Genomic DNA, 14,446 nt, shown 5'->3' on the forward strand with positions numbered 1-14,446 from the left:
TTAGGCTTTTTTTATAGGATAAATTAGTTTTATAATTCATACTGACAGTCAATGTCATCATAGAAGTATATGATAAAAGCTTAGTTTACGAGATGCAATCATATTTTATTATAAATACTTAGCAAAACAGGAACAGTTTTTTTAGGGGGTTGAACAAATACGCAAAAGTATAGGTTTTGTGTAGATGATATAAAAAATTATATATAAATGTATCAAGTGTATAGAATAGTTTTTACTTCTTATATAGTGACAACTGAAATAAACAGAAAAGAGTCTATTAGAAAAAATAATACATGAAGGAGTATTCATGGAAAATTTAAATATATGGTGTGTAAAATTTTGTTTCATGATAAACTGAAATAGGTTTTTAACTTAAAGTTACATTAAAGTTCATAAAAATACACATTTCAACAAGTAATAACCTCGGACTAATTTTATCGGAAATAGATATTTTAACTATGACAGATATAGTTAAGTAAAATGCATATAGAATTGAAAACAATTTCAATGATCAATTAAAACATATATATTTTTTAAAATACATGTATGTTAAAAAATACATATAGATAGGGGAAAATAAATTATGAAGAAAAAAATAATTAGTATTATCACAGCAGCAGTTTTGACTTTAACCATGCTGGTTGGGTGTGGTGCTAAAGGTAGTTCAAATGAAAGCTCAAGTGGAGCACAAGAACAAAGCACATCTAAGGATAAGATTGTTTATGCATTAGATACTGCACCTACAGGAGTATTTAATCCTTTGTTATCTAGCACTAGATATGATGGAAATGTTAATAGTGTTGTATATGCATCTTTAATGAACGTTGATGATAAAGGTGATTTAAAGAATTATTTAGCAGAGGACTATTTAATTTCTGAAGATCAAAAAATAATAACTTTCAAATTGAAATCTAATGCAAAATGGCATGATGGAAAACCTGTTACAGCAGAAGATATGGCATTCACTTTACAATCCATGGCTAATGGAAAATACACTGGTAACAACTATGATGACGTTGAAAAAATTAAAGGTGCTAAAGCTTATCATGAGGGAAAATCAGATTCAATAGAAGGTATTAAGGTTGAGGATGATACAACTATTACCATTGAGTTTGAAGAAACTTATGCACCAGCACTAACAAATTTAAGTACTTTAGGAATCATTCCTAAACATATTTGGTCACAAATTCCTATTGAGAATTGGGAGAAAGAAACAGCAGCTCTTAATAATCCTGTAGGATGTGGACCATATAAAGTAACTAAGTTTGAATCAGGCCAATATGTAGAATTTGAAGCAGCAGAGGATTTCTTTGAAGGTAAACCTAAGACTTCTAAATTAATCTTTAAAGTTGTAAATCCAGATACAATTCAAGCTGAGTTAAAAAGTGGTAATATTGATATTGCTAGTGTGAAGGATATGAGAAAAAGTGATATTGAAGGGTTAAAGACAGAAGGACTTAAAAGTGTAGAGTTCTCAGATTTTATGTTCCAATATATGGGTATAAACTTAAGATTACCTATATTCCAAGATGTAAAAGTAAGACAAGCATTTATGTATGCTATAGATAGAAACTTAATGGTTGATAAATTGTTAGAAGGAAGAGGAGAAGTTGTAAATACTCCAATGCTTCCAAATCGTTGGGGATATCCAAAAGCTTCTGATATAAAGGATTATGCTTTTAATATAGATACTGCTAAGAACTTATTAAAAGAAGCAGGTTGGGAAGATAGAAATAATGATGGTGTTGTTGAAAATGCAGCTAGAGAAAAAATGCATCTTACATTAAAATGTCCTGTAGGATCTAAAACAAGAGAGCAAAGTGCTGTTATTATCCAAGAAAGCTTAAAACAAATTGGTGTAGAAATAGAGATATTAACTATGGAATTCTCTACATTAATGGATGAAGTTGTTTCAAATCATGAATTTGATTTATATATGATGGGTAATACTTTATCTCTAGATCCAGATCCAAAACCATTCTGGCATTCAAGTGCAGCTACAGATGAGAAGGGTGTTGAAGGATATAACATAGTATCTTATAAAAATGATAAAGTTGATGAATTAATTGAAAAAGGTCTTAGTACTTTAAATCAGGAAGAACGTCAAGGTTACTATGAAGAAATTGGTAAAATTCTAAATGAAGATGTGGCTCAAGTATATCTATTTTTACAAAAAAATGAAATGATGTACAATGGAAAATTAAAGGGATATGAGCCATCTACTTTTAATAACTTTAATAACATACATAACTGGGTTATAGAATAATCAAGTTATAGTAAAATATGATTCAAGGGGATGCCTCAAAGTAGAGTATGTTTTAAACCCACGTTGAAATAGCCATTATATTATTGCAGTGAATCAATAGTATTTAAGGTTAATTCAACATTAGGATAAAACATAGGTCAATATTTTTGATGCAGCCCCTTTAAAATGCTTATAGATAAAAAGGAGAAAATACTTATGTTGAAGTTTATGCTAAAAAGAATTGGATCTGCTATAACTGTTCTATTTGGGGTTTCTATAATTGTTTTCACATTGGTTCATATGCAACCTGGAAATCCTTATTCAACAATGATTGATCCATCGGTTTCTCCACAAGTAATTGAACAGAAGCTAGAAAAGTTAGGATATTATGATCCTATTCCAGTTAAATATGTTAAGTGGGTAGGGAGAGCTATTACTGGAGATTTTGGATATTCTATTAATTATAAAACCCCTGTTTTTAATATAATTATGTCACGTCTTGGAAATACACTTTTAATTTCAGTTATTTCCCTGGTTATAAGTACTTTTATTGCAATACTCATTGGAGTTTTGTCTGCATCTAAGCCTAAATCCATTCTAGATTATGGTTTCACTTTTGTATCCTTTGTTGGAGTTTCTGTACCAACATTCTTTCTAGGATTATTACTGGTAAAGTGGTTAGCTTTTGATTTAGGGGTTCTTCCAGCCTCAGGAATGATGACATTGGGAGAAAATTATACAGGTATTAAAAAAATTATGGATGTAGGAAAACATATGATTATGCTTGTCATAGTACTGTCGATAACTCAAGCAGCATCCTTACTTAGATACACAAGATCATCTATGCTAGAGGTTATGAGCAAAGATTATATAAGAACGGCAAGAGCAAAGGGTTTAAGTAGAAATAAAACTATCTGGACCCATGGATTTAGAAATTCATTAATATCCATTGTTACTGTTATATGTATGCAAATTCCTGCCATGTTTTCTGGAGCATTAATTACAGAAACAGTTTTTGTATGGCCGGGAATTGGGATGTTAAATTATGAAGCTATACTAAATAGAGATTATCCTTTAATTATGGGGATAACTATGCTATTGGCTGTAATTATAGTTTTATCTAACTTACTTGCAGACCTTTTATATGCTGTGGTAGATCCAAGAATAAGGGTAGTAGATTAATTGAAAGGAGAAAAAATAAATGTTTTTAAAAAAAGATGAAGATAGGTTAAAAAACTTAAACTCTTTAAACAATATATCAATGAAGAAATTTATGAAGAATAAATTAGCCCTAATGGGTCTTATTATAATTATAACTCTAATACTAATCTCTATTTTAGCTCCTTTCTTAACTAAATATGATATAAGTGCAACGGATTTATATAATATACGTTCTGCACCTAGTACTGAGCATATACTAGGAACAGATGAGGTGGGAAGAGATGTATTTGCTAGATTATTATATGGTGGAAGGGTATCAATTTTAGTTGGAGTTACATCCATGGTAGTTCAGCTTGTCATTGGAGTTACATTAGGAGCAATTGCAGGTTTTTATGGAGGAATTATAGATAAAATAATTATGAGAATTATTGATATTATAATGTGTTTCCCATTCTTTGTTATTGCAATATCCATAGCTGCAATTGTAGGTCCAAGTGTCTATAATTTAATATTTATCATTGGAGTTTTAATGTGGCCAAACATTGCAAGAATTGTTCGAGCTGAGATATTATCTTTAAAGGAAGAGGAGTATATCATGGCTGCTAGGTTACTAGGTTTAAATAGGAGAGAGATAATAGTTAAGCATTTATTACCTAATGTTATGTCTCCAATACTGGTGGCAGCTACTCTTTCCATTGCAAATGGGATTTTAACAGAAGCTTCCTTAAGTTTCTTGGGAATGGGAGTAAAACTACCTCAGCCTAGTTGGGGAAATATGCTTGTTTCAGCACAGAACATGGCCGTTTTACAGAAGGAATGGTGGCTGTGGATTCCAGCAGGAGTTATGGTGATACTAATAGTATTATCTATTAACTTTGTAGGGGATGGACTTAGAGATGCCTTAGACCCAAAGATTAAGGCTTAGTGAAGGAGGATTCCATGGACATATTACAAGTAAAAAATTTAAAAGTAAGCTTTAAAACTATGTTTGGAAAGGTTAATGCAGTAGACAATGTTAGTTTTTCCCTTAAAAAAGGTGAGGTCTTAGGGATTGTTGGAGAGTCAGGAAGTGGAAAGAGTGTTACCTCCTTATCCGTTATGAATTTAATTGAAGGTCCTCATGGAAAGATTGAGTCAGGAGAGATTATTTTTGAAGATAAGGATATTCTTAAACTTAAGGATAAAGAAATGTGTAAAATTAGAGGAAGTAAAATTTCTATGATTTTTCAGGAACCAATGACATCTTTAAATCCTGTATTTACGGTTTATAAACAAATAAATGAAGTTTATAAGATACATAGTAAAGAGCCCAAAAAGGACAATAAAAAAGAAATTATTAAGATTTTAGAACAGCTAAATATTGCAAGCCCTGAAGAAGTTATTAATAAATATCCCTTCCAACTAAGTGGGGGTATGCGCCAAAGAATTATGATAGCTATGGCAATTGCAAATAATCCTAAGATTATTATTGCTGATGAACCAACCACTGCCCTTGATGTTACAACCCAAGGGGAAATATTATCACTACTAAAGGATATTACTAAGAGAAGTGAAACTTCAATTATGTTTATTACTCATGATTTAGGAATTATAGCAGAACTTGCCCAAAGAGTTGTTGTCATGTACAGAGGAAAAATATTAGAAGAATGTACTGTATTAGAGTTTTTTGATAACCCTATGCATCCATATTCTAAGGGATTAATTAACTCAATGCCTGATAATTTTAATGGAAGGTTTAATACTATTAGTGGAAATGTACCAAGTTTATATGAAAATATTGAAGGTTGTCCTTATGTATCTAGATGTTCACAGGCTATGGATATATGTAGAGAAAAAGAGCCTTGTACAAAAGAATTAAAAGATGGCCATAAGGTTTGCTGTTGGTTATTTAATGATGTTAAAGGAGGACTATAGCTGATGAAGGAAAATAATAAAGATATTTTATTAGAGGTAAAGGATCTGAAAAAGTACTTTCCATTAAAAAATGAACTTTTTTCTAATATTAAATCCTATACAAAATCAGTGGATGGAGTGTCCTTTAAAATACATAAAACTAAAATAATGGGCTTAGTTGGAGAATCAGGCTGTGGTAAATCAACGGTAGGAAAAACCATATTAAACTTGATAGAACCCACAGGGGGAAGTGTTAAGTTTAATGATGAAACTATATTTAATGTAGAGAAAAATACTTATATACCTAAAAAAAGAATGAATGAAATAAGAAAAGATATGCAGTTAATATTTCAAGATCCATACTCATCATTAAATCCAAGGAAGAACATAGAATCAATTGTTTCTGAGGGAATGGTGAAACATAAAATGGGAAGTAAGGCAGAAATAAAGGAAAGGTGTGAAAGTCTTTTAAATCTTTGCGGAATGGATAAAACTTGTTTAAATAGATATCCCCATGAATTTAGTGGAGGACAAAGACAAAGGATTGGTATTGCAAGAGCACTATCTCTAAGTCCACAATTTATTGTTTGTGATGAGCCTACAGCAGCTTTAGATGTGTCAATTCAATCACAAATTCTAAATTTAATGTTAGATTTAAAAGAAGACCTTTCTTTAACCTATTTATTTATATCTCATAATTTAAGTGTTGTAAGATATTTTTGTGATGAAATATGTGTAATGTATTTAGGAGTAATAGTAGAGAGGGGATCTTCCGGGGAGATTTATAATCATCCTCTTCATCCTTATACAAAAGTATTAATATCTTCAATGCCCATTAGTCATCCACTTCAAGAGAATAACAGGGTTCTACTAAAAGGGAGTATACCTAGTGAAGGAAAAATTCCTTCAGGTTGTAAATTTAACACTAGATGCAAATATGCAACGGATAGATGTAAGGAAGAAATACCAGAGCTTGTAGAGGTTTCACCAAATCACTTAGTGGCTTGCCATAATTATAATAGCATTTAATCTAAAAATCTAACTTTCATTAAAATGAAATCATAGTGATGGTAATGCATAGACGATGATAAAAAGTTATAATATGACCAATTTAAAAGATAAATATCCCTATTTCTCTATATAAATATTTACATAGAGAAATAGGGATATATTTAACTATAAAACTATAAAACTAGTAAACTAGTTGTTCTGTTCATGCGGGTTTGAAGGTTTTTGTCAATTTTATCCAATGATTACCAGCTCTAATACTCCCATCTTCTTCAAAGTGGGAGCAAAGAGCTGCTACGTCCCTGGATAACGATTTCTAAGCTTCGAAGAAGCTAAGAAATCTGTTTATGAATGCAATAAAAGGGAAGATTTTATAGTTAAATATCTGATAGATTGCGAAAGATTATGGTAGACAAAAGAAAAAAATACAAATATTATAATATTAATATATAATATTTTCGTATGGAAGGTGAAATTTGTGAAGTGGTTACTAGAAAAATATAATGTCAAAACTATAAAACCATATTTATGGATATTTTCCATTGGAATAATTAGTATATGCTATTTTCTTATAAACCATTCTCAGAATCAAAAATTACATTCGTTATATACAGAAATAGATGATTTAATTCCTTTTGTAAGTGTATTCATTATTCCATATATGATGTATATGCCAAATTTAATAATCTCACTTATAATAATGTGTTATTGTGATGAGGAAAGATATTTCATTTCACTTTTAACTTTAAATATAGTTAATTGTATTTGTCTTATAATTTATTTGAATTTTCAAACCTATGTTTCAAGGCCGATAATAGTTCATGATGATTTGCTGTGCAATTTTGTTAAGTTTATTTATTGTAGGGACAACCCTTATAATTGTTTTCCTAGTATTCATGTAGCAGCAACCTTTTCAGCTTTAAAGGGGATAAATAAGCTTAAAAATATGCCAGTAAAATATAAGATTGGATTTAATGTAGTTGGAAGGTTAGTTATAGTCTCAACTCAATTTGTAAAACAACATGTAATTATAGATTTGTTAGCTGGGTTAGTTTTAGTGGAGGCTGTTTATAAGTTTATAGAATATTTATTTTACAATACAAATTACTTAAGGGAATTTATTAAAAATAAAAGCAATAATGATAAGATAGAAGCTTTTAAATAAGTCTTAGGAGAAAGGGGAATATATTTTGAAGAATATTGACAAATTTATCGCGAACTAAAAGATGATGTAATGGAAAGGAGAAGATAATAAATGTTTAGTTATAAAATATTAGATAAAACAAGTACTGAAACACTTCATAAAACATTTTTAGATGCATTTTCTGATTATCAAGTTAAGATGGATTTGCCCATTTGGAAGTTTAAACAAATGCTTCAAAGAAGAGGGTATAACCCCGAAATGTCCATAGGTGCATTTAAAAATGAAATGTTAGTTGGATTCGTTTTAAATGGATTTCGAAATTGGAATGAAAAATCAACAGTATATGACCTTGGTACAGGCGTTACAGCTGAATATAGAAGACAAGGTATCACAAGCAATATGCTTCTAAATATCAAAGAAGCACTTAAACAAAAGCAAGTGGAGCAATATTTGCTTGAAGTAATTAAATCTAATACATCTGCAGTTGAACTTTATAAAAAACAAGGCTTTGAGATTCAAAGAGAGTTCCAATGTTTTCAACTAGATAAAAATAAATATAACCCAATAACAACCTATAAGGTTGAACATGTTGACAGAATTAACTTAAGACAATTAACAGAATTTTGGGATTTTAAGCCATCTTGGCAGAATTCTATTGATTCTATTAGCGCTATACCAGAAGCATTCCTATATTCTATTGTACGTTTTGATAATACCATTGTTGGCTATGGCATTATTGATAAAAGAACAGGAGATATTCCCCAAATAGCAGTAAATAAGGATTATAGAGGAAATGGAATTGCAAGAAGTATAATGACAGATATGATAAAAAATACAGAATCATATAAAATCAGCGTTCTTAATGTAGATGATGAATCTAAATTTACTAAAGATTTTTTACTCAAATTAGGTTTTGAATATAGTGTTGGTCAGTATGAAATGCTTTTGAAGATATAATTTTATTGATCTGAAATAGCATAAGGTTGGCTCTACAACTCGGGTAATATATTGTGGTACTATAGCATGTGCATATTGAGCAATAAGTAAGCTATAGAAACATATATCAAGAGGATTTTAAGCATGCATACAACTGATGTTATAGGCAATGGAGTAGCTTTGATGGCTAATAAGTTTAACATGTACTTTGGTTTATATATAGATGAAAAGGGAGCTATTTATATATAGAGAGTTATAAGAAGTAGATGAGTGTAAGAATACGGAAAGAACAATGCTAGAAAGTTCAGTAATTATGAGATTCAAAGAAAAGATTGAATTAGGAAACACTGAAGTTGTACAAGTGTTTTGGAATAACATTGAGAAAGATAATGCTCCGTTAATAGAGAAAATAGATGGTGATTTAGAAAATAGTTTAGTTACTTTTGTTTGGATTAATAGGAATGAGAGATAAAGAATTAAGTTGTGATGATATCTTTGGAGATATGATTGTTAAAGAAATACTTCCATGTATTGTTATTAAATAGATGGAGTTATTGGATAAACGATTATACAAGGAGGAACACAAGGTGAATTTTAATAAGTTGTTTGAACGTTATCCCAAAATCGAAAGCGAAGAAATTCTACTAAAGCAAATTGAAAAATATGATTTAAATGATTATGTAGAAATAAATATGGATGAGAGACTGTACCAATATAAACCAGGAGAGCCTAGAAAAACGGCTTCTGCAGTTAAAAACATAATAGGACATCATGAAAGAGATTTTTTAAAAAGACAAATAATTAATCTTGGAATATATTCTAAAGAAGAGAATAATAAAATGATTGGTGTAGCTGAAATTTTTGATTTTGATTCAAAAGTTAGTTATGTTACTATAGGATATACATTGAATTATAATTATTGGGGGAAAGGTATAGCAACTAAAACTACAAAGTTGCTTTTGAATTTTCTTTTTAATGAAATTGACGTAAATAGAATTCAGGCTTTTGTAATACCAGAAAATGTGAAATCTCGCAATGTACTTTTAAGAAACAATTTTATAGAGGAAGGGACAATAAGACAAGGATATTTTTGGAAGTGTAGAGGTGTTGTTGATTTGGTGTTATATTGTATTACAAGAATATTCCATTGATGAGGAGTGTGTAATAATTGGAGGATTTTCTGGGGGAGCAATAACATCTTTAGATATTACATTTGCTAATGTTATTCCTATAAAAGGATTTATTGCCATGGGTCCAGATTTTCCAGAATCATTTACGAAGGAGAATGTTAAGCTTGCAGCTGAAAGAGGGGTTAGGGGTATATTTATGGAAGGAGAAATTTTAATACCATTGGAAGAGCAAGAAGAAATGATTAAAGTATTTGAAGAAGTTGATCTCCCATATGAATTCTATGTTAATAAAGGAATAGGACATGCTGTTCCACAAGACTTGCCTGATAAATTAAATAAAGCATTAAGTTTCATACATAATCGTCAGTGTGTTCTTTAAATTGCATAACAATACTTGTTACTTGTCCACTATTAGCTTGGACAACATCCTTAAGATTTTTCCTTTACCATTTAAAAAATAACCCCTTTGCTTTTTTATATACCTTTTATGAATAGTTATCATATTATTTCAAATACTATTAAATAGTTAGATGAATTTAGATAACCATATGGAAGGAAGTTTTTTAATGGATTTAAAAAAATCGTTAACTTGTCCGAAATGTAATGGGGAAAACTTCATTATTAAACGGGAAGCAACTTATTTATATACCTATAAAATTAATTCGCAAAATTTCGATGAAACTACTAAAAGGGCGAAAACAGTGCCCTTTTTATTTGATAATCGAGAAAAAGAGATATCCAAGGAATATATAGAATGTGAAACCTGTGGAATAAAATATCCACTGTCCCTGGATGAGTTGAAGAATGAAATTGACTTTACTATTCTACAAAAGGCAATTCGTTCAGACTATATAGAAAACCCTGAATTTTTAGGTTAATAGGATAGAAAAAATGAAAAGAAAAGCGTCTTAATTTGTAGTGCCTTTTTTCAAAGACACACTATGGATTTAAGGCATTTTTAATAGCTTAAACTATCATAATTTACATAATACTAAATAAATTAGAAGAAAAATATTGTGTAACACTATAGAAGAGAGCAGATACAAACAAAGTATCGGCTCTTAATATTTAAATAAATTTATAAAAGCGCAGAATAAGCTATTGAAATTACAAAAAACTACTTTTAGGCATAGAAAGTGAAGAAAATGATATTTTTATGACAAGAAAGCAAACAGCAGAGTATCTTCAAGTTACCATGGATACGTTAAGAAACTGGGAAATGAATGGACTACTTTCTGTAAAAAGAAAACAGAATGGATATAGGATATATACGAAAAATCATATTCAAATATTGAAGATAATACGTTCTTTGCGATGTGCCAATTACTCACTTGCAGCAATTTTACGTATGATAAATGCAACATACAGTAACTCAGAAATTGATATACGAGAAGTTATTAATACGCCCCAAAGAGATGAAGATATTGTAACAGCCTGCGATAAGCTTCTTACTTCACTAAGTAATGCAGAATCAAATGCAAATTGCATTCTAAGTCAATTAAAAGTAATGCAAGAAAAACTTAATATGAACTCTACAGTTTAACACCAGACTTTTTTCTGGTGTTATTCTTTTTGTGTAGTAAAGAATAGGAGGTTTATAGACATGGAAACAATTAAAATTGATGCTTTATGCAAAGCATATGGAAATGTGCAAGCTATAAATAATGTGAGCTTATCAGTGAAACGTGGCGAAGTGTTTGGATTGCTTGGTGCAAATGGAGCTGGGAAAAGCACAACTATTGAATGTATTTTAGGTACAAAGAAATTTGATTATGGATCCATTTCGATTTTAGGAATGAATCCTCAAAGGGATCGAAAAGAATTATTTCAGCGAGTTGGAGTTCAATTTCAAGAATCAAATTATCAAGACAAGATAACAGTGGAAGAACTTTGTGAAGTTACACAGGCTCTTTACAAACACCCTTTAGAGTACACAGAATTATTAAAACAATTTGGTATTTCGGATAAATGTAAAAGCCAAGTGAGTGAGCTTTCAGGAGGACAAAAACAACGATTATTCATTATACTTGCTTTAATTTCTAATCCAGAAGTTGTGTTCTTAGATGAACTGACAACAGGGTTGGATGCAAAAGCAAGGAGAGATGTATGGAAGTGTTTATTAGACTTAAAAGAAAAAGGGCTTACAATTTTTTTGACCTCTCATTTTATGGATGAGGTAGAAACATTATGGGATAGGATTTGTATTCTAAAAAAGGGAACATGCATTTTCTGTGGAACAGTACAGGAAGCAATTAAAGGCAGTCCCTTTTGGGGTATGCAGATGAGGAGGAAGTTCATGATAAAAGTATTTAGAACAATGCTAAAAACTGAGTTGAAATTGTCACTGCGAGGTATGGAGATGTTTATATTTGTAACTTGTATGCCCATAGTTGTAACAATTCTACGTGGTATTATTTATGGAAATAAGCCTGCATTTCATGGTGCTGAATATACATTTTTAGAGCAGTCATTCGGAGCCATTACCATCATTGCAATATGTGCAGAGGGCGTGATGGGATTACCTTTAGTAGTATCTGATTATCGTCACAAAAAAATTCTAAAGAGATTTCAGGTAACACCTATAAGTCCTGCTATGATTTTAGTGGTGCAGGTAGTTATTTATGCACTTTACTCTATTGCTTCCCTTATACTTGTTTATGCTACAGCAAGGATTTTCTTTGATTTTCAATTTAAAGGTTCGTGGCTTCAGTTTTTAAGTTCATACTTCTTAGTAATGGTATCAATGTTTAGCATAGGTATGATGGTAGGCGGCATTGCTCCAAATATAAAGACAGCAAGTATTGTAGCAAGTGTATTATATTTTCCTATGTTGATTTTTTCAGGAGCAACGCTACCTTATGAGATTATGCCAACAGAACTTCAAAAAATTGCAGATATTTTACCCTTAACACAGGGAATAAAACTTCTAAAGTCGGCTTCTCTTAACTTGATGATAGATAGTGTGATGATACCTATTATTGTAATCAGTGCTATTGCAGTAATAGGTACAGGGGTAGCCCTTAGATTTTTCAAATGGGAATAAAATTAAAGAGGGGTTATATTATCAATATTTAGCAAAACAGGAACAGCTTCCTCTTAAAGTTGTTGTTATAATAAAATTACCATATGGAGGAAGGGAGGTGGAGGTTACATTGAATTATAGGAAATATGTTGAGGCATATATCAGTGAAAGACAGATGTATGATATAGCCTAAAATAAATATTTAGAATAAATAAAGGAAGAAAGGTGATAAAGGATGCTAAGTTATTATAGTAGATTATCTTCAGAAGTATATGATATGGATAAGCCTATAGGTCATTCTTTTGGAGATGTAGAATTTTATATGAATAGATTAGAGTCATGCAGAGGACCTATTCTTGAACCAGGAACAGGAACTGGTCGTATATTAATTCCTCTTTTAGAAAAAGGATTAAATGTTGATGGATTTGACAGTTCAAAAGATATGTTAAATATATGTGAGAATAATTGTAAAAAAAGAGTTTTGAATCCTAAACTTTTTGAGGCAAAGATGGAGTCTTTTTCACAAGATACAAAATATGATGCTATTATAGTGCCAACAGGAACGTTCCTTCTACTGCATAAAAGAGAATATTCAATAAAAGCATTACAAAACTTTTATAATCATTTATCTAATGGTGGTAGATTAATTGTTGATATATTTTTGCAAACAGATATTTCAATAGGTACAGTAACTACAAGAACCTGGGAATGTTCTAATGGAGATATAATTACATTAGAAAACAAAATTGTAGAGATTGACTATATAAATCAATATACTATTTCTCATGGGAGATATGAAAAGTGGCGTGAAGGTGTACTTTTACAAACTGAATTAGAGCGTTTTCCACTAAGATGGTATGGGGTAGAAGAGTTTAGACTAATACTTGAAAGTATAGGATTTAAAAATATAGTAATTTCTTCAGATTATAAATTTGGTCAGTATCCATCAAATTCTGAACAGATCATTACCTTTGAAGCCGTTGCTATTAAATAGAAATACTATTATTATGAAGAATTAATTTAAGCTTAAATGAATAGAAAATAAGTATGTACAGATTTTAGTTCCTCATAATGCCATTACACAAGTAAGAGCAAATAAAACAATTTTAATTGAAAAACTATCGGTAATCAATTATTTTTATTGACAATATGCAATATATTTGCTATTGTTTTAAAGTATGAAATTTGCGTGAACATTAATTAGGAGGGCATTATGCAGGAAACAAAGGTTAAAGTAGTAGTAGCTGATCCGTCGGCATTAGGTTTATTTGGACTAGCTATGGTAACATTAGTAGCATCATCTCAAAAGTTAGGATTAACAGAGGGAGTATCTTTAGTATTACCATGGGCAATATTTTTAGGAGCAACAGCACAATTATTTGCTTGTATAAATGATTTTAAGCATAACAATACTTTTGGAGCAACAGCTTTTGGAGCTTATGCATTTTTTTGGTATGCAGTAGGGTTTACTTGGTTAATTCAAAATGGAGTATTTGGACCAGAGCTAGCAGCTAAAGCTGACATAAATCAATTAGGAGTTGCTTATTTAGGATATTTAATATTTACAATATTTATGACTATAGGAGCTATGGAAACTCATAAGGTATTATTTACAATATTTATGCTGATAGATTTCCTATTCTTAGGATTGACACTAACAACTTTTGGAATAATGGAGCATGGAACACATATGCTAGCTGCTTATTCTGAGTTAGGAATAGCTATAGTATCATTCTATGGTTCAGCAGCTGCAGTATTAAATACTCATTTTGGAAGAGTATTTTTACCTGTTGGAAAACCTTTTGGAATATTTAAGAAGTAATATTTAGGTGATGAATATTTTCATCACCTTTTGTATATCAATGATTTGTAAAGTGAAATTTTATATTTTTAAATTGTTTATAAAG

Annotated in this window: 14 protein-coding genes and 2 pseudogenes; all 16 read left to right on the plus strand. The window is 30.4% G+C overall.

Annotated features, from left to right (window positions below):
- Nucleotides 1-583 precede the first annotated feature (583 nt).
- The 16 genes and pseudogenes from B3W71_RS16915 (at nt 584) to B3W71_RS16990 (ending at nt 14,361) form a co-directional block, all read left to right on the plus strand.
- Nucleotides 584-2,266 carry a peptide-binding protein gene (locus B3W71_RS16915; protein ID WP_346890110.1) on the plus strand — a complete coding sequence of 561 codons (1,683 nt, stop codon included), beginning with the start codon at nt 584-586 and terminating at the stop codon, nt 2,264-2,266.
- A 195-nt stretch (nt 2,267-2,461) separates the two neighbouring features.
- Nucleotides 2,462-3,427, plus strand: a complete 966-nt coding sequence (locus B3W71_RS16920) for an ABC transporter permease (protein ID WP_346890111.1) — start codon at nt 2,462-2,464, stop codon at nt 3,425-3,427.
- Between the two features lie 19 nt (nt 3,428-3,446).
- On the plus strand, nt 3,447-4,331 hold the full coding sequence (gene opp4C, locus B3W71_RS16925) for an oligopeptide ABC transporter permease (protein WP_346890112.1): 885 nt from the start codon (nt 3,447-3,449) through the stop codon (nt 4,329-4,331).
- Between the two features lie 14 nt (nt 4,332-4,345).
- Entirely contained in the window at nt 4,346-5,320 is a 975-nt protein-coding gene (locus B3W71_RS16930) for an ABC transporter ATP-binding protein (protein ID WP_346890113.1), read from the plus strand.
- A gap of 3 nt (nt 5,321-5,323) precedes the next feature.
- A complete protein-coding gene (locus tag B3W71_RS16935; RefSeq protein ID WP_346890114.1) occupies nt 5,324-6,328 on the plus strand; it encodes an oligopeptide/dipeptide ABC transporter ATP-binding protein in 1,005 nt (334 codons plus the stop codon).
- 457 nt (nt 6,329-6,785) lie between these two features.
- Nucleotides 6,786-7,472 (plus strand): inositol phosphorylceramide synthase, encoded by a 687-nt coding sequence (locus tag B3W71_RS16940; protein ID WP_346890115.1) that lies wholly within the window; start codon nt 6,786-6,788, stop codon nt 7,470-7,472.
- A gap of 90 nt (nt 7,473-7,562) precedes the next feature.
- A complete protein-coding gene (locus B3W71_RS16945) occupies nt 7,563-8,408 on the plus strand; it encodes a GNAT family N-acetyltransferase (RefSeq protein WP_346890116.1) in 846 nt (281 codons plus the stop codon).
- A 271-nt stretch (nt 8,409-8,679) separates the two neighbouring features.
- Nucleotides 8,680-8,859 (plus strand): hypothetical protein, encoded by a 180-nt coding sequence (locus tag B3W71_RS16950; RefSeq protein ID WP_346890117.1) that lies wholly within the window; start codon nt 8,680-8,682, stop codon nt 8,857-8,859.
- Between the two features lie 115 nt (nt 8,860-8,974).
- On the plus strand, nt 8,975-9,538 hold the full coding sequence (locus tag B3W71_RS16955; protein WP_346890118.1) for a GNAT family protein: 564 nt from the start codon (nt 8,975-8,977) through the stop codon (nt 9,536-9,538).
- Nucleotides 9,498-9,896, plus strand: coding sequence for a hypothetical protein (locus B3W71_RS16960; RefSeq protein ID WP_346890119.1), 399 nt, complete (start codon nt 9,498-9,500; stop codon nt 9,894-9,896). Before B3W71_RS16955 ends, B3W71_RS16960 begins: the two co-directional genes overlap by 41 nt.
- 187 nt (nt 9,897-10,083) lie before the next feature.
- The gene (locus B3W71_RS16965; protein WP_346886006.1) at nt 10,084-10,395 is read left to right on the plus strand and encodes a hypothetical protein; all 312 of its coding nucleotides are present in this window, start codon (nt 10,084-10,086) and stop codon (nt 10,393-10,395) included.
- Between the two features lie 233 nt (nt 10,396-10,628).
- Nucleotides 10,629-11,060: pseudogene (locus B3W71_RS16970) on the plus strand (MerR family transcriptional regulator); the annotation flags it as partial.
- 60 nt (nt 11,061-11,120) lie between these two features.
- A pseudogene (locus tag B3W71_RS16975) lies at nt 11,121-11,830 on the plus strand (ABC transporter ATP-binding protein).
- A complete protein-coding gene (locus B3W71_RS16980) occupies nt 11,817-12,560 on the plus strand; it encodes an ABC transporter permease (RefSeq protein WP_346890151.1) in 744 nt (247 codons plus the stop codon). The pseudogene B3W71_RS16975 and the gene B3W71_RS16980 overlap by 14 nt, the downstream one beginning before the upstream one ends.
- A gap of 214 nt (nt 12,561-12,774) precedes the next feature.
- The gene (locus B3W71_RS16985; protein WP_346890120.1) at nt 12,775-13,533 is read left to right on the plus strand and encodes a class I SAM-dependent methyltransferase; all 759 of its coding nucleotides are present in this window, start codon (nt 12,775-12,777) and stop codon (nt 13,531-13,533) included.
- Between the two features lie 219 nt (nt 13,534-13,752).
- Nucleotides 13,753-14,361, plus strand: coding sequence for an acetate uptake transporter (locus tag B3W71_RS16990; protein ID WP_346890121.1), 609 nt, complete (start codon nt 13,753-13,755; stop codon nt 14,359-14,361).
- Nucleotides 14,362-14,446 lie beyond the last annotated feature (85 nt).

Origin of the sequence: Clostridium sp. UBA1056 (genome assembly GCA_002316385.1) — a bacterium.
Lineage (GTDB): Bacteria > Bacillota > Clostridia > Clostridiales > Clostridiaceae > Clostridium_J.

Excerpts from the sequence above, each read along its gene's own strand:
- B3W71_RS16915 (WP_346890110.1), top strand. The coding sequence starts at position 584 with ATGAAGAAAAAAATAATTAGTATTATCACAGCAGCAGTTTTGACTTTA.
- B3W71_RS16920 (WP_346890111.1), top strand. The coding sequence starts at position 2,462 with ATGTTGAAGTTTATGCTAAAAAGAATTGGATCTGCTATAACTGTTCTA.
- opp4C (WP_346890112.1), top strand. The coding sequence starts at position 3,447 with ATGTTTTTAAAAAAAGATGAAGATAGGTTAAAAAACTTAAACTCTTTA.
- B3W71_RS16930 (WP_346890113.1), top strand. The coding sequence starts at position 4,346 with ATGGACATATTACAAGTAAAAAATTTAAAAGTAAGCTTTAAAACTATG.
- B3W71_RS16935 (WP_346890114.1), top strand. The coding sequence starts at position 5,324 with ATGAAGGAAAATAATAAAGATATTTTATTAGAGGTAAAGGATCTGAAA.
- B3W71_RS16945 (WP_346890116.1), top strand. The coding sequence starts at position 7,563 with ATGTTTAGTTATAAAATATTAGATAAAACAAGTACTGAAACACTTCAT.
- B3W71_RS16950 (WP_346890117.1), top strand. The coding sequence starts at position 8,680 with ATGCTAGAAAGTTCAGTAATTATGAGATTCAAAGAAAAGATTGAATTA.
- B3W71_RS16965 (WP_346886006.1), top strand. The coding sequence starts at position 10,084 with ATGGATTTAAAAAAATCGTTAACTTGTCCGAAATGTAATGGGGAAAAC.
- B3W71_RS16985 (WP_346890120.1), top strand. The coding sequence starts at position 12,775 with ATGCTAAGTTATTATAGTAGATTATCTTCAGAAGTATATGATATGGAT.
- B3W71_RS16990 (WP_346890121.1), top strand. The coding sequence starts at position 13,753 with ATGCAGGAAACAAAGGTTAAAGTAGTAGTAGCTGATCCGTCGGCATTA.